We start from the raw sequence: 18,799 nt of genomic DNA, 5'->3' as shown, positions 1-18,799 counted from the left end.
CTATGCTGACTGGCGTAGTTGGTTCAAAGTAGAAAAATACACATCTTCTAAATTGGCAGGAGCCTGCTCGAAACCCTGCGGAGCATCGTCACTAATAACATGAATGATGGTTTGGCCGGCAAATAATCGTTTCGAAATAACCGTCAAGTTCTGTTCAATTTCATTTGCTTCAGATTGACTCACTGTTTTACGCCAAATTTGTCCACTCAAGCGTTCAGTCAGGTCAATAGGATTACCTTCAAGTGCGATTTGTCCTTGAGCAAGAACCGCCATGTTAGGGCAAAGTTCAGAGACATCATCAACGATATGAGTTGATAGAATAATGACTTTTTCTTCACCGAGACTTACCAGCAAATTATGAAAGCGATTACGCTCTTCTGGATCGAGTCCGGCTGTTGGTTCATCAACCACTAGCAAGTCAGGATCTCCGAGTAACGCCTGAGCGATACCGAAACGCTGGCGCATACCTCCTGAAAATCCACTGACAGCTTGTTTTCGGTGCTGATATAAGTTGGTATGAGCTAACAACCCTTCCACCGCTTCTTTGCGTTCACCTTTATTACTAAGCCCTTTCAGGATTGCCATATGCTCAAGCAAATCATAGGCAGAGATTCTTGGGTAAACACCAAAATCTTGCGGTAAATAACCTAATTTCTGGCGCAAAGCCTGTGGGTCGGCAAACACATCAATGCCATCAAATTCAATACTGCCACTATCTGCTTCTTGCAATGTAGCGATGGTTCGCATTAACGAAGACTTTCCTGCACCATTTGGGCCTAGTAGACCGAACATCCCTTTAGGTATTTGCAGTGAAACATTATCCAATGCTTTAACGCCATTGCTATAAGTTTTCGATAATCCATTGATAGTTAACATGAATATTCCTTTTTGTTATTGTTCTTACTCGACCATAGCCGATAAAAATTGTTTATTTAAGCATCAATTTATGACACGCCACGCAAGATTTTACAACTTATTAACAAATAATAAGTTGATGACAATTGTAAGAAATAATGTTGTTTATATTTATGTACAAAAAAAGGAAGCTAAGCTTCCTTTTTTTTGTCGAACTTGGGTATTAGTAAGTGTTATTCTTCTAAAAGTAACCCTGTAATTGTCGCGATACCTGAACCAGTAGCCCCGGCTGCCCATAAACCGCTATTGTTTTCGTTATAACAAGCTGACAAATCAAGGTGTAACCAGCCTTTACCTTGATTTCCAACAAAACGAGCCAAAAATCCTGCCGCATTACTTGCGCCGCCAGCACCACCGCCTTTTTGTGTAGTTGAGTTAGCAGTATCTGCAAATGCTGATGGACATTTTTGCATATGGAAAGTTTCTAATGGCAATTCCCAAGCCGGGTCATTGTGCTTATTCGCAACTTTTTGAGTTTTACTAATCATCTCTTTATCGAGAGCAAACATCGCATTGTATTCACCGCCAGTTGCGCCCATTGCAGCACCCGTTAATGTTGCCGCATCAATAATCATCTCACCATTAAAGTCGGTGGCAGCAATTAAGCCGTCAGCTAATACTAAACGACCTTCAGCATCGGTGTTGGCGATCTCAACTGTCGTACCATTTTTGTAAGTAAGAATATCGCCAAGCTTATATGCAAAGCTAGAAACCATATTTTCAGCACAACATAAAATTAGTTTTACACGTTTATTTAAACCGCCTTTAATAGCCAGTGCTAATGCCGCTGTAACAGTAGCTGCCCCGCCCATATCACATTTCATTGAAAACATGCCAGCGCTAGGTTTAATTGAATAACCACCAGAATCAAAGGTAATACCTTTACCAACTAACGTGGTAAATACTGGTGCCAATTTGTCACCGGTTGGGTTGTAATCCAAAACCAACATAGCTGGTTCATTAACACTACCTTTACCGACGTTATAAACACCTGTCCATCCTTGCTGCTCAAGGTTTTCGCCACTGATCACTTCTGCTGTCACCGCATCAGGAGCTAAGCCTTTAATGTAGGCTAAAGCACTTTGTGCCAGACCTTCAGGAATTAATTGTGATGGCGTTTGATTGATTAAATTGCGCGCCCAAGCATAAACACTTTGTTTATCAGCTAAACGCGCAACAACGTCTTCACTGCCACAAAATTCAATTGCTTCGTACTTGCCAACTTTGCTAAATCCCTGAGCAAATGCCCATTGACTCATTTCACACCAGTTGTCGCCAGATAATGTTGCACTTTTAACACCTAAGCCTTCAATTTTTCGACCTGCTTTTTGAATTGCTCTTAAATCTATATTGCTGTCGTCTGCGACGAATATTGCAATAGTGTCACCGTCAAATGATAGTGAACTAGATGCCTGCCAGTTTTCTTGTTTTTGATTGGTTATTTTAATGATTGCTGATTGTGTCATTACAATTCCTGTCTGAGTGCGTTGTCAGAATTAATAAAGATGTTGATTTAATTGAAAATTTATTCTGACATAGAGAATTCGGAACGAAAGTTCATCTACCTTTCGTCAATAATTTCAAGCTATAATAGGCTAAGTATCTCAAAACTTCCATCTCCCACGGTAATGTATATTACAAAGGAATTAGTTTGCACTTCGATAAATTAAACATTGGCGAAACAGTAGATTCTGCGGCAACTTACTATGTTAGCGAACAAGAAATTATTGAGTTTGCTAAACAATGGGATCCACAACCATTTCATATCAGTAAGAAAGCAGCTCAAAAACATCAAATCGGCAAATTATTTGCAAGTTCCGTTCATACTATTGCTATTGCAACCAAACTTGCTCACAGTAACTCATATTTTGAAATTGATGCCGTTGCAGGTTTGGGTATAGACCAGTTAAAAATGCTAAAGCCAGTATTTGCTGGAGAAACATTAAGTTTAAAAATTGAGTTAACCGATAAACGACTCTCGGCTAGCAATCCAGGTAAAGGCGTTATCACCAAAAAATTGTACATTAGTAATCAACACGGTGAACTAAAAATGACTTTTTTAAACGTATCATTGGTAAATGTAAATAATGAAATTTAAATCTGTATATCAGTCGGCAACATTAATTAAACGCTATAAACGATTTCTCGCTGATATCGAACTAAGTGACGGCACTATCACGACAATTCATTGTCCAAATACTGGGGCGATGACGGGTTGTGCACAACCTGGATTTAAAATTTGGTATTCATTATCTGATAATCCGAAACGTAAATATCCTGGCACTTTTGAGCTGTCACAAGATTTTGACGGTAATATGATTGGTATCAATACAACTCGCGCGAATCAGCTGGTAGTCGAGGCAATTAGCAATGGTGTTATTAATGAACTAATTGGCTATCAAACATTAAAGACGGAAGTGAAATACGGGCAAGAAAACTCAAGAATCGATGTCATGCTTAGCGATGAAGAAAAAATTGATTGCTATGTTGAAGTAAAATCAACCACCTTACTCATTGATGGTTGCGGTTATTTTCCAGATGCAGTGACAACTCGCGGGCAAAAACACATTCGTGAATTAATGTCGCTGGTTAAACAAAATAAACGAGCGGTACTTTTATTCTGTGTTCAGCACTCGGGTATAAATCAGGTAAAAGTTGCTGATTTCATTGATAATAAATACGCAGAATTGCTAAAAGAAGCAATTAAAAATGGCGTAGAAATTCTTTGTTATGGCTGTGATATTGAAGCAACGGGTATTGAAATAACAAAAAAACTTCAATTTATTTTTGATTAACACTTGATATTGAATATTTTGGCCTTATATTTCCTGTCATCTATGAATTTCTCTAACCTAATTCATTTTATATAAAGCAATGATTGCTAGTGTAAATACATTCTGTTATAGATAATCAATTAACTTTAAACTTTAGCTTTTCGAATTAAGTAGTATTTAGGAGATTCGGCATGCCAACTAAAAAAGCAAACTCACCAATCGGTATTCTGGCGCTAGCTGGCGTAGACCCGTATGTAGAAAAAGCTGGTGAAGAATACATGAACACGGCTCAAGAAGCTCACTTTAAGAAGATCCTTGAAGCATGGCGTGCGCAACTTCGTGAAGAAGTAGACCGTACTGTAACTCATATGAAAGATGAAGCAGCAAACTTTCCAGATCCTGTCGATCGCGCAGCGCAGGAAGAAGAGTTCAGTTTAGAATTACGTACTCGTGACCGAGAGCGTAAGCTTATTAAGAAAATTGAAAAAACTCTGCAATTAATTGAAGAAAGTGATTTTGGTTTCTGTAATTCATGTGGTATTGAAATCGGCATCAAGCGTTTAGAAGCGCGCCCTACTGCAGATTTATGTATCGAGTGTAAAACTCTTGCAGAAATTAAAGAGCGTCAAATGGCAGGTTAATCCTGTTTGATGACTTCTATCGCAAACACAATTTCGAAACGGCCACATACTCAGTATCGTGGCCGTTTTGCTCCCTCCCCTTCGGGTTTACTTCATTTTGGTTCCCTTGTCGCAGCCCTTGCGAGTTTTTTACAGGCACGAGCAAACGATGGTAAGTGGTTTATCCGAATTGAAGATATCGATAAACCGAGAGAAATGCCTGGCGCCGATAGTGAAATATTAAAAACATTAGACGCCTATGGTTTGCACTGGGATGAAAGTGTGCTTTATCAAAGTCAGCAAAGTGATTTGTATTGGCAAGTACTTGAGCAACTGCACCAGCAAGGGCTAAGTTATTACTGCCAATGTACTCGAGCAATGATTAAAAAAGCAGGAGGCATCTATACTGGCCACTGTAAAAATTTGGCTCATAGTCTTGATAACAGCGCCATCCGATTAGTCAATGAACATCATTGTAATGAATTTGTAGACGGTATTCAGGGCGCAGTGCATGTTGACCCGGCTTTAAGCGCCGAAGACTTTATTATTCACCGTCGTGATGGCTTGTTTGCATATCAACTGGCGGTTGTAGTTGATGATATTTATCAAGGGATCACTGAAGTGGTTCGCGGTTGTGATTTACTAGAGCCGACAGCAAGACAATTAACTTTGTTCAAAACACTTGGGGCAGAAGCACCAAAATATATGCATGTACCACTGGCGATAACCGATCAAGGTTATAAGCTAAGTAAACAAAATAGTGCTCCAGCGATCGATAACAATAACCCGCAACCAGCGCTAATAAAAGCACTAAAATTTCTCGGTCAGCAGCCTCCACAACACCTTGAAAATGAATCTATCGAAAAGATAATAGATTGGGCAATTAGTCATTGGCGAATCGATTTAGTGCCGAAAAAACAAGAAATCATGCTATAAATGAGATAAACGCAGCATAACTGTCAGTTTTCATTCTCTTTTTAGCTACTATCATATATTATGCGCAGCAATATTATTGAGTTGGTATTTTTTTAATATCGCTTACAATGGATCGGGCACGGCAATTTAACACCTATGGCACTTAACGCTTTTTACAGGCTTATAAAATCAATGGTCTCAAAAGACAAAAATCAACATAGCGAAGATATACAATTTCCAATTGTATTTGAGCGTGGTGAGCACAATATTTCTCGTAAAGAGTTAAGTGACAATGCGTTAAAGGTTCTTTATCGACTCAACAAAGGTGGTTATAACGCATACCTAGTCGGTGGCGGTGTTAGAGATATACTGCTTGGCCAACATCCAAAAGATTTCGACATTGCGACTAATGCAACCCCTGAACAAATCAAAAAACTATTTAGAAACTGTCGCTTGATCGGCCGCAGATTTAGGCTTGCACATATTGTGTTTGGCAGAGATATCATTGAAGTTGCAACATTTCGAGGACATCATGCGAGTGCCGAAGAGACAAAGGCCAAAGCCCACTCGAAGCAATCGGAACACGGCATGTTATTACGCGATAACATCTATGGTTCAATTGACGAAGATGCTGAGCGCCGTGATTTCACCATTAATGCGCTTTACTACTCCATAAAAGATTTTAAAGTTTATGACTTTGCCAATGGCGTTAGTGATATCGACAACAAGCTGATTCGCTTAATTGGTGATCCTGAAACCCGCTACCGTGAAGATCCAGTGCGTATGCTGCGCGCTATTCGTTTCGCCACCAAACTTGATATGGAAATCGAAACTGAAACGGCGAAACCGATCAAAGAATTAGCCCCTCTTATGGCGAACATTCCTGCGGCTAGAATGTTTGAAGAATATTTAAAATTATTCTTAGGTGGTAAGGCAACAGATAACTTCCACTTGCTAGAGCAGTATCAATTACTCGAATATCTATTTCCACATATTAGTAAAACCTATAAGGTGTCGCCACAGAGTAATGCTGTTAAGTTCGTTTCACGGGTATTAGAAAATACTGACAAACGTATCAATGAAGGCAAGCGAGTAACACCGGCATTTTTATTAGCTGCGGTTATTTGGTATCACATAGAAGAAGGTATTAATAACTTAGTAAATACCGGCATGCCTTATCAAGATGCGTTTTTTGCGAGCATGAATGAAACCATGTCTGAGCAACAACGCTGTATCGCGATACCAAAACGTTTTCAAAATCCAATGAAAGACATTTGGTTCCTGCAACAAAAGCTTATGCATCGCGAAGGAAACAAGGCATTTAAAGTGCTAGAACATGAACGCTTTAGAGCTGGGTACGATTTTTTACTACTGCGCGGTGAAATTGAAGGCGGTGAACTATTAGAACTTGCCAATTGGTGGACTAATTTCCAAGAAGCACCTTATGAAACACAGCAACAAATGGTCAAGGGTTTCAAAGGAGTTCGAAGTAACCGTCGCAGAAATACCCGTCGTCGTCGCAAACCTGCAAGTAAAGATTAATCGATGACTCATAAAGTTTATATCGGTTTAGGTGCTAATTTGGATAACCCAAGTGAGCAAATCAAGCGCGCGATAAAGCATTTAGCAAAAATAGAGAAAACACAGTTAGTAAAAGTTTCTTCGCTTTATGGTAGCAAACCTATGGGGCCGCAAGACCAACCCGACTATATGAATGCGGTTGCTCTTATCGAAACAGAGTTATTACCACTCGAGCTACTCGATCAATTACAACGCATTGAATTAGATTTCGGCCGTGTGCGCAAAGAAGAGCGCTGGGGCGCTCGAATCCTCGACTTAGATATTCTTCTGTTCGACCAACAAATCATTGCTCACGAAAGGCTTACCGTACCTCATTACGGCATGAAAGAACGCGAGTTTGTTATCTATCCTTTAGCAGAAATAAATGACGCAGAAACATTACCTGATGGCACTAGTATCATTTCGTTAAGAAACAAATTAGCCTTAAATGGCCTACATATAGTTGCTAAGTTGCACTAGAATATGTTCTGTGACACTGTTGCTTTCAATTTCTATTAGATTTTATTAATTACGATTAGTTAAGAAAAGACATTCAATATGAGTAGAATTACCACAAGTACCTTGCAAAAAATGAAAGACGCAGGGCAAAAAATATCCACCATCACGGCTTACGATGCGAGCTTCAGCTCACAATTTGATCAAGCGGGCATTCATGCGATGTTAATTGGTGATTCATTAGGAATGGTTCTGCAAGGTCAATCGGATACCTTACCAGTAACTGTGGATGAGATTTGTTACCACACTCGTTGCGTACGAGCTGGTGCAAAGAATGCGCTCGTTATGTCTGACTTACCATTTATGAGTTATGCCACACCAGAGCAAACTTATGAAAACGCCGCTAAGTTAATGCGAGCAGGTGCTAACATGGTAAAACTTGAAGGCGGAAAATGGTTAGTCGAAACTATTAAAGGTTTGGTTGAACGCAGTGTCCCGGTTTGTGGTCATTTAGGCTTAACACCTCAATCTGTTAATGTCTTTGGTGGCTTTAAAGTACAAGGACGAGATAACGAAAAAGCATTACAAATGATTGACGATGCCAAACAGCTAGAAGCTGCCGGTATTCAAGTGTTGGTTGTCGAATGTATTCCTACTGAACTTGCTAAAGCGATTACCGAAGCCTTAACGATTCCAGTAATTGGCATAGGTGCAGGCAATGTCACTGATGGTCAGATTTTAGTAATGCACGATGCATTCGGCATTTCAGTGGGTAAAATCCCTAAGTTTTCACGCAACTTCTTGAATGACACAAACAGCATCAGCGACGCTGTGGCGTTATACAAAAGTGAAGTAGAAAGCGGAAACTTCCCAGGTCCTGAGCACAGCTTCAGCTAAAAATAGCAGCAAAAGAAAAAGAGCGTTATAGACTATGCAAACGGTTGCAACAATTGAACAGTTACGTCAGCAAATAAGCGACTGGCGTCAACAAGGGTTAACTATAGGCTTTGTCCCTACTATGGGTAATCTTCATGCCGGCCATATCTCGTTAATCGAAGAAGCACATAAACATGCTGATAAAATAGTGGCGAGTATTTTCGTTAATCCAATGCAATTTGGTGCCAATGAAGATATCGATTCTTATCCTCGCACAATGGATGATGATAAGCAGAAACTTATCGCTGCAAACACCGACATCTTGTTTACGCCAACTCCTGAAATTATTTATCCAAAAGGATTAGAGAATCAGACTTACGTTGAAGTACCTGACGTATCGGACGGTTACTGCGGAGAATCTCGCCCTGGACATTTTCGTGGTGTATCAACGGTAGTATGTAAATTATTTAACATTGTGCAACCAGATATCGCTTGTTTCGGATTAAAAGATTACCAGCAAGTGCAGGTCATTCAATCGATGGTAGAAGACTTGTCGATGCCAATCACTATTATTCCAGTACCAACAATGCGAGAAAGTTCTGGTTTGGCGATGAGCTCGCGCAACAATTATTTAACCGCGGATGAAAAATCAATTGCGACTAACCTAAGTAAAACACTATTGTGGTTGGCCGAAGAAGTAAAATCTAACAAAAACTTTTCCGCATTAATTGAGCAAGCCGCAGCTAAAATTGACGCCTCTGGGATGAAAACAGATTATATTCATATCAGCCATGCAAGAACTTTAAACCCTGCAACAGCTGAAGATAAAAAGTTAGTTATTCTCGCTGCCGCCCATTGTGGAAAAGCACGTTTAATTGACAATCTACAAGTTGAGTTGGACGCTTAGTTTTTTAGAAACCGAGTTTTGAAATTGGCATTCTTTAAACATAAAAAAGCGACTTTAAGTCGCTTTTTTATGTTTAATCAGAGACGTTGCCAAATTTATTGGTTAGCTCATTTTGGCCAACAGTTCAGGTAAAAACTGCAAACTTTCGCTCGCTAACTGTTTTTGTTCTTGTAAGATCTCTTGCAAGATATCCGTTGTCGTTAACGGATTGGCTAATACCACTCTAAATACTAGCACTTTGCGTCCTTGGTAACCTTGCACTTCAATTCGAGTACGAGACACAAAAGATTTACCAGCTTCACGCTGACGCTTTTGAATAAACTTGGTTAATTTATCCAATAAAATGTTGATATCTTCTTGCTGAGCTTGATTTGCAGTTTGCATAAACTGCTGCACTATTTGTGGTACATAGCGATAAGTTAGTAGACAAAGTTCCGGCTTTGAAATTAGTTCAAAATCATCTTCTTGTTCGATCAAATCAGCAAAATAGCGTGCTTTTTCAATACTTTGATTGATCAGCATTTCATAACCAGGTCTTGATATAATATGCAGGCTGGCATACACCATCATCGCCATACCCGGTCGTGAACCTTCTAGCGTGTGCGAACCTAAATCCTTAGAGCCCTTACGTAGGATATATTCGGCATGATGTTCGATTGCAGATACAGCCGCGGAGTTTTTAAAGACCACAAGCCCTGCGCCCATTGGCACATACATTTGTTTATGGGCGTCGATAGTGACCGAGTCAGCTAATTCAATGCCATCTAATAATGAGCGATATTTATTCGATAATAATGTCGCACCACCCCATGCTGCATCGACATGAAAATGGCAATTAAACTGTTCTGCAACCGCGGCGATTTCACGTAACGGATCAATATTACCTGTTTCTGTAGTGCCAGCTACACCGATAATGCTCATAACCTTGATTTTGGCTGCCTCTAAGCGCTCACATTCAGCTTTTAGAGCATTAACATCAATACGGTTATGTTTATCAGTTTTCACCGCTATGACGCTTTCACGACCAATACCGAGGATGTCCGCTGCTTTCTTCAAAGAATAATGACCACGTTCTGAAACTAGGATAGCAACGCCTTCATAGCCATAGTGCTTTAACGCTTTAAATACCCCTTCTTGAGCAACACCTTTAAAGTCGCCTTGCGCTCTTAACAAATTATTTCGAGCGACCCACAGCGCAGTAATATTGGCAACAGTTCCGCCAGAACAAAACGCCCCTAAAGAGTGTTCAGCACTGTGCATCCATTGCTCATAAAATTTATCACTTTCGCCATACACCATGCGGTGCATCATACCTAGAACTTGTCGTTCAAGAGGAGTAAATGCTTTCGATGTTTCGATTTTCACCAGGTTTTGATTTAAACCTGTCATTAATTTTGACAATGGCAATTGAAAATATGGTAATGCTGAGGTCATATGCCCGATAAAACTAGGAGCCGAAGTATGAACCGATTGCGAAATTAACTTTTCGAGTAAGTGATGGGTATGATCTGAAACATATTGCGGCTGCTCAGGAATGCGCGAATCAGCAAAATCTTTCTCTATATCTGATAATGGTTTTTCTGTGGCAACAATATGATTACCCAAAAATCCATTCAGGTTTTGTGAGATCTCAGCTTCAATCCGACCTAAGGTTGAATCAGGTGCTTCTGGAATAGTAAAGATTCGATGTAATGATTCAGGGGTCGCTTTCGCAACGCGCTTATTATTTGTCATAGTTTATCCAAACAAACATCGATGTTCCTTTTGGATGTTTACTCGTCATATTGATATTCAAATTTAGTTACGCAACTTTAATAAAGTTTCGCCAAAATGTCTTGTCTTTTTAAGCAAAGTTTAATGTTATTGAAATTCACTTTATCAGTTATTTTCAAGTTTCGCGGCAAGCTGCCAACATTGTTGACCACTTGCTTTATATTTAGCTTCAAAGGGGGTCAAGGCTTCATCATCAACCACCTCTTCTATCACAGCATCGACATTAACTATAGCTAAAGCGTGTTGAAATTCCTGTAAATATAATTGCCAATTACTGCGCATATGCAGCTCTTTACCGACTTTAATAATATAAGGAAATACCGCACTACCATGCCAACGACGTTGAACATGCTTCGATTTAGGCCAAGGATTAGGGTACAAAATAAAATGTTTGCTCACTGGCCAATTCGCCTCAACAACTAATCGATAAAAATCGTTTAGGTCTGCTCGAACCAAATGAAAGTTGTCTGCCTGCCATTTATCTTCGACATTGCGCTTGATACGGTTATCCGATTTATCGACACCGATGACTAATGCTTGCGGATTTTGCCTCGCTAATATGCGAGTACTTTGTCCAACACCACAGCATGAATCGAGAATAATAGGCCCCGAAAATTTCTGAACAACATCGTTTATCTCATCAAATGCTTGTTGAGTATGAGCAGAAATCGGTTTTTTGAATTCTTTATCTAAGTGCTTTTTAACAATCTCAGATAAATTTTCATGAATATCTGGTTGATTGGTAATGATCGCTTTTGAATCACCAAATGACATTATGTTCTTAACCCTATGCCTTTTGAAATAAGATACATAGCGACAGAATACAGTACCACTACAAAAACGCCAATCACAGAGAACGCGACAGTAAGGCTGACATCACTAACGCCAAGGAAACCGTAACGAAACGCATTTACCATATAAACAATAGGGTTTATTTGTGAAACGCCCTGCCAAAAATCTGGCAACAAGGTTAACGAATAAAATACACCACCAAGATAAGTAAGAGGCGTTAGTACGAACGTCGGGATAATAGAAATATCATCAAAACTTCCAGCAAATACTGCGTTAATCAGACCACCTAATGCAAATACCGCAGAGGTAAGCATAACGGTAAAGATGATCACCCAGATATTGTGAATTTGAATATCGACAAAGAAAAGTGATATCAAGGTCACGATCAAGCCAACTAGCATACCGCGCGCCATTCCGCCGCCGACATAGCCTGCGACAATAACCCAATTAGGCACTGGAGCGACTAACATTTCTTCAACGTTACGCTGCCATTTTGCGCTAAAGAATGATGATGCAACATTGGAGTAAGAATTGGTGATGACTGACATCATAATTAAGCCAGGTACAATAAACGACATGTAATCAAAGCCGCCCATTTCACCGATACGTTTACCAATGAGAGATCCAAAAATAACAAAGTACAAACTAATGGTTATTGCTGGAGGTACTAGTGTTTGCACCCAAATACGCATAAAGCGATGGATTTCTTTGTGCAAAATACTGGTTAAGGCTATGCGATTTCTAAAACTGATCATTAGCTATTCTCCGCAGCATTGTTATTGGCGACAAGAGTGACAAACAACTCTTCTAAACGATTGGATTTATTACGCATGCTAATTACGCTAATACCTTTCTCAGTTAATTGAGCAAAGACCGGATTAATACTTTGCGACTTATCAACATCGACTTCTAAGGTATGGCCGTCAACTAAGCGTGATGAATATCCACTAAGCTCTGGAGCTTGTTCAACAGGCGAAATATCAAGAACGAACGTTTCTATGTGCAATTTAGCCAACAATGATTTCATACTGGTATTTTCGACTATGCGGCCTTTGTCGATGATCGCAATATTTCGACATAACATTTCCGCTTCTTCGAGATAGTGAGTAGTCAAGATAATGGTAATGCCTTTTGCATTTAATTCACGCAAGTAGTCCCACATATGACGACGCAATTCAATATCTACACCCGCCGTTGGCTCATCCAAAATAAGCACTTTAGGTTCATGCATTAAAGCGCGAGCAATCATTAAACGACGTTTCATACCACCTGAAAGATTGCGAGATGGTTGATCTTTTTTATCCCATAAATCCAATTGCTTTAGATACTTTTCAGCTCGTTCAAGCGCAATCTTTCTTGGCACACCATAATAACCGGCTTGATTCACTAATATTTTTATCGGAGCTTCAAACTGATTAAAGTTAAACTCTTGTGGCACCAGACCAAGAAAGCTTTTTGCAACATCCAGTTCTTTATCAATATTGTGACCAAATACACGTACTTCACCTTCAGTCTTGTTTACTAAAGAAGTGATGACGCCAATTGTGGTCGACTTACCGGCCCCATTTGGACCAAGCAAGGCAAAAAAATCACCTTCTTGTACGGATAAATCGATGCCCTTAACTGCTTGAAAACCTCCTTTATAGGTTTTCTTTAAGCCGGATATTTGCAATGCTGGTTGCATAAATTTTGTTTCCTGTCGTTCGAATCAAAAATAACAATCGGAATAAATAACGGTTCAATTTTAATGTTGCTAAAAGATCAGACATTTTAATCGATGGGTATAATATATGGGCTGATTGTTGGAATACAAACTATTATACTAGATTTTAAATACTTAGCTTACACAATTGTCACGATATATGATTGAAAAACAACGACTCATAAATTTAATTATTGAAAAATTGAAGCAAGAATTAGCGAACGCCGTTAACTCAGCAAACCAAGCTCATCTGGCAGCAACCGATGATCAAAGTGTCGCAGAAACTCAATACGATACTTTAGGGATTGAAGCTTCATACCTTGCCCACGGGCAATCAGAACGAGCAGCAATGATTCAACAACAAATAGTAAGTTATGAGTCTTTAAATTGTAGAAGTTTTGAAGATGATGATGAAATAGCCTTAACTGCAATCGTTGCCCTCGATGATAGCGAACAAAAGTTATACTTTATTGGGCCTCATGCCGGTGGCTTACAATTAAAAATAGATAACAAAATGGTCAATGTGATCACTCCGACATCACCGCTTGCAGAGCAATTAATAGGACTTTCAATTTATGATGAAATCAGGTTGCCTAATACAAGCAACCTGATCGAAATTAGGGCGGTATATTGATGCAATTAGTTAGCGAGTAATGCCCTTAACTTATCCATATCAATTTGCTTTTCATCAATTTTTAAATAAGCGACTGATTCAGAATAAACAATTGTAGACTCAACAATTCCCGCCATATCAGCCAATTTATCTGCTAATAACTTAGCGTGCTGCTCATCATTAAAATTAACACTAAAGCTTATGCTTTTTGAGCGTTTAACTTCTTTCATCGATAAAGCAAATACATACCATACTAGAATCAATAACGCGCTAAACAAAAACACACTAGCTAAACCAAATGCTGATTGAATTGCACCACCTGCTAAACCACCAACAAAAGCACCGAAGAATTGACTACTTGAATAGACCCCCATTGCAGAGCCTTTGTCTCCTGCAGGAGCTATTTTTGATAATGTTGAAGGCATCGTTGCCTCCAAATAATTAAAGGCAACGAAAAACAGCATTACCGCGGTAAAGATGACGTAAAAACTATCATGCTTTAACCAAAGCAATAGCAGGCTCAATGCTAATAAAATAATAGCACCACAAAATACCAGCTTTTCTTTTTGTTTTTTGATCGCCCAAATCATAAATGGCACCATGAGCGCAAAAGAGATAAGCAATACTGGCAGGTATAGGCGCCAATGCTCGCCTATTGCGAATCCAGTTTTAGTGAGCATTATCGGCAACGAAACAAACATAGCTGTCAGCGCTAAATGCAAAATAAACACGCCGAGATTTAAGCGGAATAAGTTGCCATCTTTAATTAATTGTTTAACCCGTTTCGGCGCTGCTACTAAGTCACCTTTAGGTGCTGTATTAATCGAATTAGGGACAATGAATAAAACTATGAATATGCCAACAAAAGCAAAAATTGCGGTAAGAAAAAATAAACCAGATAATCCATAACTTGCGGCGACAAGCGGACCTAATACCATAGCGGCAGCAAAAGATAGGCCTATGAACATGCCAATAGTCGCCATCACTTTAGGACGTTGCTCTTCCCTTGAAAGATCGGCTGCTAACGCTAATGTCGCACTCGCAATAGCCCCCATACCCTGTATTGCACGGCCGATAACGACCATATAAACAGAATCCGCAACTGCAGCTATGATACTACCAAGACAGAAAATAATAAGTCCGGAAATAATCACCGGCTTACGACCAAACTTATCAGACAGAATACCCATAGGGATCTGTAATAATGCCTGGGTAAAACCATAAGCACCGATTGCTAAACCTAGCCAAATTGGGCTATAACCTTCTAACCCTACGCCATAAATCGCGAACACAGGCAAAATCATGAATAAGCCTATCATGCGCATGCCAAATACAGTGGCTAGCGATAGAGAAGCTCTTTTTTCAATACTGTTAAGTCCAGTTACATTCATATGAAAAATAAATCTGTTAAATCTAAAAATAGGAAAGCGCTATGGTAACATCAACATAGCTAAACGAATACTGTTTGCGAAACAGTCAATGAAATTATTCACATTCACTATACATATGTTGCAATAAGCGCTCTTTCACTTCACCAGTAATAACTTTTGATTTTTGGGTTTTAAAACAAAAATGCACCATCGTCGTTTTACCTGTGGCACATTTTATTCCCTTTTGCCAAGCCTGTTGATATACAACAAATGAAGAATTACCAACGTGACTAATAAACGTCCTAACATCGACTTCTTCACCGTAATAAAGCTGGGCATGAAAGTCTATTTCCATCTTAGCCAATATTAAAGGCCAATTATTAACATCCAAGTCAGCGCTAAACATTTTAAAAATATGATGACGAGAAGATTCGAACCAGTGTGGCAATGCAGTGTTACTTATATGACCTAAGGCATCAGTATCAGAAAACCTTGGCATAATAAAATCGTTAAACATAAATCGCTATTCCAATTTCTTATAGTGTAATTTGGCGAATTAATGCATAGTAGCGCTTAATGTTTATAAAGAAAATAGATACCGATGTGATGACTGATTTTATTGAAATTTACGACAACGCTCTAAGCAAAGAGTTTTGTCAATCCTTTATAAAGCAATTTGATGCTTGTCCAAACAAGAATCAAGGTCGCACCGGTGGCGGCGTTGATAAATCAAAGAAGGACTCTGTTGATATATACCTTAATGAAGTTGCTGAATTTAACCCTGCAATGGAAAAGATTTTTTTTGCCGCAACTAAGCATTTAACCGAATATGTGACCAAATACTTCTTTAGTTTAATAAGCGGTATTAGTATCACTTTGAAGCACCCTGTTACCGGAGTTCCTACATTATTAACTGTCGATAACTTTGATGAAATTGGCAAACCTCAGGCGCAAAACATAATGCGTTACTTATTTAGAATGGCGCCAATAAACGCTCAAAAATATGAAAAAGGCGTAGGAAATTACGGCTACTGGCATTCTGAGATCTTTCCGCAACCAAACGGTAACGAACCATTGCATCGCACGCTATTATTTTTAATCTATTTGAATGACGTGGAAGAAGGGGGTGAAACTGATTTTTACTATCAAGATAAAAGTATTAAACCTAAAGCGGGGACTATGATAGTCGCACCCTGTGGCTTTACCCACACACACCGAGGAAATATACCCGTGTCCTCTGATAAGTACGTATTAACATCTTGGATGTTGTATAACAAAGCAGAGCAAATTTATACTTAACTACGATTGTGGTTCGTTACTCACAACAACCATTAACAAAAAACCAGAGCATTGATGCTCTGGTTTTTCGTTTATAAAAATCGTTTTAACACTCGATCAATTTGAGTTAGTTTTATTTTCCGCAATAACTCTCTTGGTCGTTCCGGATATTCACTCACCGCTTCGATGTCATTGATCGATTTAACTCGTGTGCTGTTTTGGCATATAGCGTTTAGTTCTTCTAACCATCTCTGCTGTAACTGCTTTTTGATGTCACATAGTAAAATGCCATTTTCTAAATCTAAACTCCATGCTCTTGGATTTAAATTGCTGCCAGTAAACAAGTGATATGTATCATCAGCAACGATACCTTTTAGGTGGTAGCTGTTTACCCCATCTTTCCATAGTTGAATATTTAACTGTCCATTATCAATATAACTTTGGTTACGTTTAACAAACCTTGAAAGCAACATTTCATATATATAAGGAACTATGCCTATCGTTGAAAAGTTTTCAGGCTCTGCGATATAAAAATCATTCGCCTTTTTATCACCAACAACAATCGTAACTTTTACACCACGCTTTAATGCTTTACGTAGATCTGCGGCCAAGGCTTTAGGGAAATTAAAATAAGGAGTGAATACAACAAGAGTATCGTTAGCTGCCCTAAAAACTCTTCGAGCAGTTAAATTAAGCGGGTTGCCTCTTGCACCAAGACCAGCTAACGGCTTTACAAATAAATCACCACTACTTGTATCGCTAGGGAGAACTTTATAACTCGCTCTTTTTAACCTAGTTTTAATTAGCTTGACTATGCCTTTAAGCTTTCGTTTTCCTGGAACGGTTTCAATATTCAGTTTTGGCGCTAAGTTACTATCGATAAAGTTCGATTTTAAATAATCTACAAAACTATGAGCTAAGCCTGTACTATTAAAAACATGATATCGATCACAACGATATTTATCATGAGCATGCATATATATATCGTTTATGCTCGCGCCACTAAAAAACACAGTATCATCAAATACAAAGCCTTTTAGGTGTAAAACTCCGAGAAACTCACGCTGTTTAACTGCAACACCGTAAATATCAATAGCATGTTCATATTGTTCTGTTAGGTCTAAATATAGCTGTCTATTGCCTAAAGATTTTTTCTCACCAATTAACCCACGTTGTGCGCGATGAAAATCAACGAAAACACAAATATCTATTGATGGATCTTTTTGTTTAGCTTTAAATAAGGCGTGAAGAACCTCTCGACCGCTTTCATCGTCTTGTAAATATAACGCTGTGATATAAATCCGCTTTTGCGCAGTCTCGATAAGGCGCAACATTTCAGCGCGATATTCCTTCGCACTATTGATGAACTTAATATCATCTGCTGCAATGGGAATTGAATCTTTTATAGAAAGTTTATTTTTGCGGGAAAAATTCATTTAAATTATTAATTCGAAACTTATCTATTGATTATAAACTGATTTAATAGGAATGAAATAAAAAATTGATCGATAGCGTATTTTGTTTATAAGCACGTTATAACCTGATGGTTTGAATAGATGCTGAACCGGATGAACGTGAGCGTAGGTATGTATGCTCTTTCCAAGGCACATTATAACCTGATGGGGGTCCCGCACAAAAACATTGCGGGATGACGGTGCTCTTTTTCTTATTCTCTTGATGAAAGTAGAAACAATTGACCACGTCATCCCCGGCGAGCCAAAGCGAGACCGGGGACCTCCTGCAGTATGCTGTGGTTATGATACAAACCCCGGAAAGTAAAAAAGCCCCTAGCGTTAGCTAGGGGCTTTCTTGAATTGGAAGCCTGGCGATGAAGTGCATGGATGCACAAATGCCGGCAAGTTCATGGATGAACGGTTTTGCCGATGACCTACGTAGTAGGTCGAGCCATTAGACGCACAGTGTTTGAAAACGAAAAAAGCCCGCTCAAATGAGCGGGCTTTTCGAAATAGGAGCCTGGCGATGACCTACTCTCACATGGGAACTCCCACACTACCATCGGCGCAATTGCGTTTCACTTCTGAGTTCGGCATGGGATCAGGTGGGGCCACAATGCTATGGTCGCCAGACAAAATTTGGTTACAATCTAGAAAGTAATATTAAACGTTTTCTCAAGTATTCTTTATATAATGCGTGAACTCTCTTTCAAAGAGTATCAGACCATACATACGACCTCCATGGATGGAGGAAGTGCTAGAAATTGTCTGGAACAATTTCAGTGCATACTCAA

The 18,799-nt window shown here is 39.2% G+C and carries 19 protein-coding genes and 1 rRNA gene; 10 read left to right on the top strand and 10 right to left on the bottom strand.

The features are described 5' to 3' along the window. Together LT090_RS01190 and pepB are read right to left on the bottom strand one after the other, a co-directional pair. The gene (locus tag LT090_RS01190) at positions 1-876 is read right to left on the bottom strand and encodes an ABC transporter ATP-binding protein (RefSeq protein ID WP_068547795.1); all 876 of its coding nucleotides are present in this window, start codon (positions 874-876) and stop codon (positions 1-3) included. Positions 877-1,088: 212 nt separating this feature from the next. Then, complete coding sequence (gene pepB, locus LT090_RS01185) at positions 1,089-2,381, bottom strand: aminopeptidase PepB (RefSeq protein ID WP_068547794.1); 1,293 nt, start codon at positions 2,379-2,381, stop codon at positions 1,089-1,091. Between the two features lie 185 nt (positions 2,382-2,566). Between pepB and LT090_RS01180 the strand changes: the two genes are divergently transcribed. The 8 genes from LT090_RS01180 (at position 2,567) to panC (ending at position 9,023) form a co-directional block, all read left to right on the top strand. Continuing rightward, positions 2,567-3,013, top strand: a complete 447-nt coding sequence (locus LT090_RS01180; protein ID WP_068547793.1) for a MaoC/PaaZ C-terminal domain-containing protein — start codon at positions 2,567-2,569, stop codon at positions 3,011-3,013. Continuing rightward, on the top strand, positions 3,003-3,710 hold the full coding sequence (gene sfsA, locus LT090_RS01175; protein WP_068547792.1) for a DNA/RNA nuclease SfsA: 708 nt from the start codon (positions 3,003-3,005) through the stop codon (positions 3,708-3,710). The genes LT090_RS01180 and sfsA overlap by 11 nt, the downstream gene beginning before the upstream one ends. Positions 3,711-3,880: 170 nt before the next feature. Beyond that, positions 3,881-4,330: an RNA polymerase-binding protein DksA gene (gene dksA, locus LT090_RS01170; protein ID WP_068547791.1), complete on the top strand. Its 450-nt coding sequence runs from the start codon at positions 3,881-3,883 to the stop codon at positions 4,328-4,330. Between the two features lie 9 nt (positions 4,331-4,339). After that, entirely contained in the window at positions 4,340-5,245 is a 906-nt protein-coding gene (gluQRS, locus tag LT090_RS01165; RefSeq protein WP_068547790.1) for a tRNA glutamyl-Q(34) synthetase GluQRS, read from the top strand. 171 nt (positions 5,246-5,416) lie between these two features. Continuing rightward, complete coding sequence (gene pcnB, locus LT090_RS01160) at positions 5,417-6,766, top strand: polynucleotide adenylyltransferase PcnB (RefSeq protein ID WP_068547789.1); 1,350 nt, start codon at positions 5,417-5,419, stop codon at positions 6,764-6,766. 3 nt (positions 6,767-6,769) lie between these two features. Next, positions 6,770-7,264, top strand: a complete 495-nt coding sequence (folK, locus tag LT090_RS01155; protein WP_068547788.1) for a 2-amino-4-hydroxy-6-hydroxymethyldihydropteridine diphosphokinase — start codon at positions 6,770-6,772, stop codon at positions 7,262-7,264. Positions 7,265-7,342: 78 nt separating this feature from the next. Next, positions 7,343-8,137 carry a 3-methyl-2-oxobutanoate hydroxymethyltransferase gene (gene panB / locus LT090_RS01150; protein WP_068547787.1) on the top strand — a complete coding sequence of 265 codons (795 nt, stop codon included), beginning with the start codon at positions 7,343-7,345 and terminating at the stop codon, positions 8,135-8,137. 34 nt (positions 8,138-8,171) lie between these two features. After that, complete coding sequence (gene panC / locus LT090_RS01145) at positions 8,172-9,023, top strand: pantoate--beta-alanine ligase (protein WP_068547786.1); 852 nt, start codon at positions 8,172-8,174, stop codon at positions 9,021-9,023. A 102-nt stretch (positions 9,024-9,125) separates the two neighbouring features. Here panC and panP read toward each other — a convergent pair whose 3' ends face one another. The 4 genes from panP to LT090_RS01125 form a co-directional block, all read right to left on the bottom strand. Further along, entirely contained in the window at positions 9,126-10,757 is a 1,632-nt protein-coding gene (gene panP, locus LT090_RS01140; RefSeq protein WP_068547785.1) for a pyridoxal-dependent aspartate 1-decarboxylase PanP, read from the bottom strand. A 144-nt stretch (positions 10,758-10,901) separates the two neighbouring features. Further along, positions 10,902-11,570, bottom strand: a complete 669-nt coding sequence (trmB, locus tag LT090_RS01135; RefSeq protein ID WP_068547784.1) for a tRNA (guanine(46)-N(7))-methyltransferase TrmB — start codon at positions 11,568-11,570, stop codon at positions 10,902-10,904. Further along, entirely contained in the window at positions 11,570-12,343 is a 774-nt protein-coding gene (locus tag LT090_RS01130) for an ABC transporter permease (RefSeq protein ID WP_068547783.1), read from the bottom strand. Before LT090_RS01130 ends, trmB begins: the two co-directional genes overlap by 1 nt. Then, positions 12,343-13,272, bottom strand: a complete 930-nt coding sequence (locus LT090_RS01125) for an ABC transporter ATP-binding protein (protein WP_068547782.1) — start codon at positions 13,270-13,272, stop codon at positions 12,343-12,345. The genes LT090_RS01130 and LT090_RS01125 overlap by 1 nt, the downstream gene beginning before the upstream one ends. 178 nt (positions 13,273-13,450) lie before the next feature. On the opposite strand from LT090_RS01125, the gene LT090_RS01120 reads away from it, so the two are divergent. Beyond that, the gene (locus LT090_RS01120; RefSeq protein WP_082897271.1) at positions 13,451-13,924 is read left to right on the top strand and encodes a hypothetical protein; all 474 of its coding nucleotides are present in this window, start codon (positions 13,451-13,453) and stop codon (positions 13,922-13,924) included. A 5-nt stretch (positions 13,925-13,929) separates the two neighbouring features. On the opposite strand, the gene LT090_RS01115 is transcribed toward LT090_RS01120, so the two are convergent. Next, entirely contained in the window at positions 13,930-15,294 is a 1,365-nt protein-coding gene (locus tag LT090_RS01115) for an MFS transporter (protein WP_068547781.1), read from the bottom strand. Positions 15,295-15,388: 94 nt separating this feature from the next. Beyond that, positions 15,389-15,790 carry an acyl-CoA thioesterase gene (locus LT090_RS01110; RefSeq protein ID WP_068547780.1) on the bottom strand — a complete coding sequence of 134 codons (402 nt, stop codon included), beginning with the start codon at positions 15,788-15,790 and terminating at the stop codon, positions 15,389-15,391. Between the two features lie 89 nt (positions 15,791-15,879). Between LT090_RS01110 and LT090_RS01105 the strand changes: the two genes are divergently transcribed. Continuing rightward, positions 15,880-16,572 (top strand): 2OG-Fe(II) oxygenase, encoded by a 693-nt coding sequence (locus LT090_RS01105; RefSeq protein ID WP_068547812.1) that lies wholly within the window; start codon positions 15,880-15,882, stop codon positions 16,570-16,572. Positions 16,573-16,643: 71 nt separating this feature from the next. Here the strand turns inward: LT090_RS01105 and pssA are convergent, their stop codons facing one another. Both pssA and rrf read right to left on the bottom strand, forming a co-directional pair. After that, positions 16,644-17,987, bottom strand: coding sequence for a CDP-diacylglycerol--serine O-phosphatidyltransferase (pssA, locus tag LT090_RS01100; protein ID WP_068547779.1), 1,344 nt, complete (start codon positions 17,985-17,987; stop codon positions 16,644-16,646). A gap of 536 nt (positions 17,988-18,523) precedes the next feature. After that, positions 18,524-18,638: ribosomal RNA gene (rrf, locus tag LT090_RS01095) — 5S ribosomal RNA — on the bottom strand. Between the last annotated feature and the right edge of the window lie 161 nt (positions 18,639-18,799).

Origin of the sequence: Thalassotalea crassostreae, from assembly GCF_001831495.1 — a bacterium.
GTDB classification, from domain to species: domain Bacteria; phylum Pseudomonadota; class Gammaproteobacteria; order Enterobacterales; family Alteromonadaceae; genus Thalassotalea_A; species Thalassotalea_A crassostreae.
The sequence above is the reverse complement of the archived record's forward strand: the minus strand, read 5'-3'. Positions and strand labels throughout refer to the sequence as shown.

Coding starts and splice junctions, on each gene's coding strand:
- LT090_RS01190 (WP_068547795.1), bottom strand. CDS start 876: ATGTTAACTATCAATGGATTATCGAAAACTTATAGCAATGGCGTTAAA.
- pepB (WP_068547794.1), bottom strand. CDS start 2,381: ATGACACAATCAGCAATCATTAAAATAACCAATCAAAAACAAGAAAAC.
- sfsA (WP_068547792.1), top strand. CDS start 3,003: ATGAAATTTAAATCTGTATATCAGTCGGCAACATTAATTAAACGCTAT.
- dksA (WP_068547791.1), top strand. CDS start 3,881: ATGCCAACTAAAAAAGCAAACTCACCAATCGGTATTCTGGCGCTAGCT.
- gluQRS (WP_068547790.1), top strand. CDS start 4,340: ATGACTTCTATCGCAAACACAATTTCGAAACGGCCACATACTCAGTAT.
- pcnB (WP_068547789.1), top strand. CDS start 5,417: ATGGTCTCAAAAGACAAAAATCAACATAGCGAAGATATACAATTTCCA.
- folK (WP_068547788.1), top strand. CDS start 6,770: ATGACTCATAAAGTTTATATCGGTTTAGGTGCTAATTTGGATAACCCA.
- panB (WP_068547787.1), top strand. CDS start 7,343: ATGAGTAGAATTACCACAAGTACCTTGCAAAAAATGAAAGACGCAGGG.
- panC (WP_068547786.1), top strand. CDS start 8,172: ATGCAAACGGTTGCAACAATTGAACAGTTACGTCAGCAAATAAGCGAC.
- panP (WP_068547785.1), bottom strand. CDS start 10,757: ATGACAAATAATAAGCGCGTTGCGAAAGCGACCCCTGAATCATTACAT.
- trmB (WP_068547784.1), bottom strand. CDS start 11,570: ATGTCATTTGGTGATTCAAAAGCGATCATTACCAATCAACCAGATATT.
- LT090_RS01130 (WP_068547783.1), bottom strand. CDS start 12,343: ATGATCAGTTTTAGAAATCGCATAGCCTTAACCAGTATTTTGCACAAA.
- LT090_RS01125 (WP_068547782.1), bottom strand. CDS start 13,272: ATGCAACCAGCATTGCAAATATCCGGCTTAAAGAAAACCTATAAAGGA.
- LT090_RS01120 (WP_082897271.1), top strand. CDS start 13,451: ATGATTGAAAAACAACGACTCATAAATTTAATTATTGAAAAATTGAAG.
- LT090_RS01115 (WP_068547781.1), bottom strand. CDS start 15,294: ATGAATGTAACTGGACTTAACAGTATTGAAAAAAGAGCTTCTCTATCG.
- LT090_RS01110 (WP_068547780.1), bottom strand. CDS start 15,790: ATGTTTAACGATTTTATTATGCCAAGGTTTTCTGATACTGATGCCTTA.
- LT090_RS01105 (WP_068547812.1), top strand. CDS start 15,880: ATGACTGATTTTATTGAAATTTACGACAACGCTCTAAGCAAAGAGTTT.
- pssA (WP_068547779.1), bottom strand. CDS start 17,987: ATGAATTTTTCCCGCAAAAATAAACTTTCTATAAAAGATTCAATTCCC.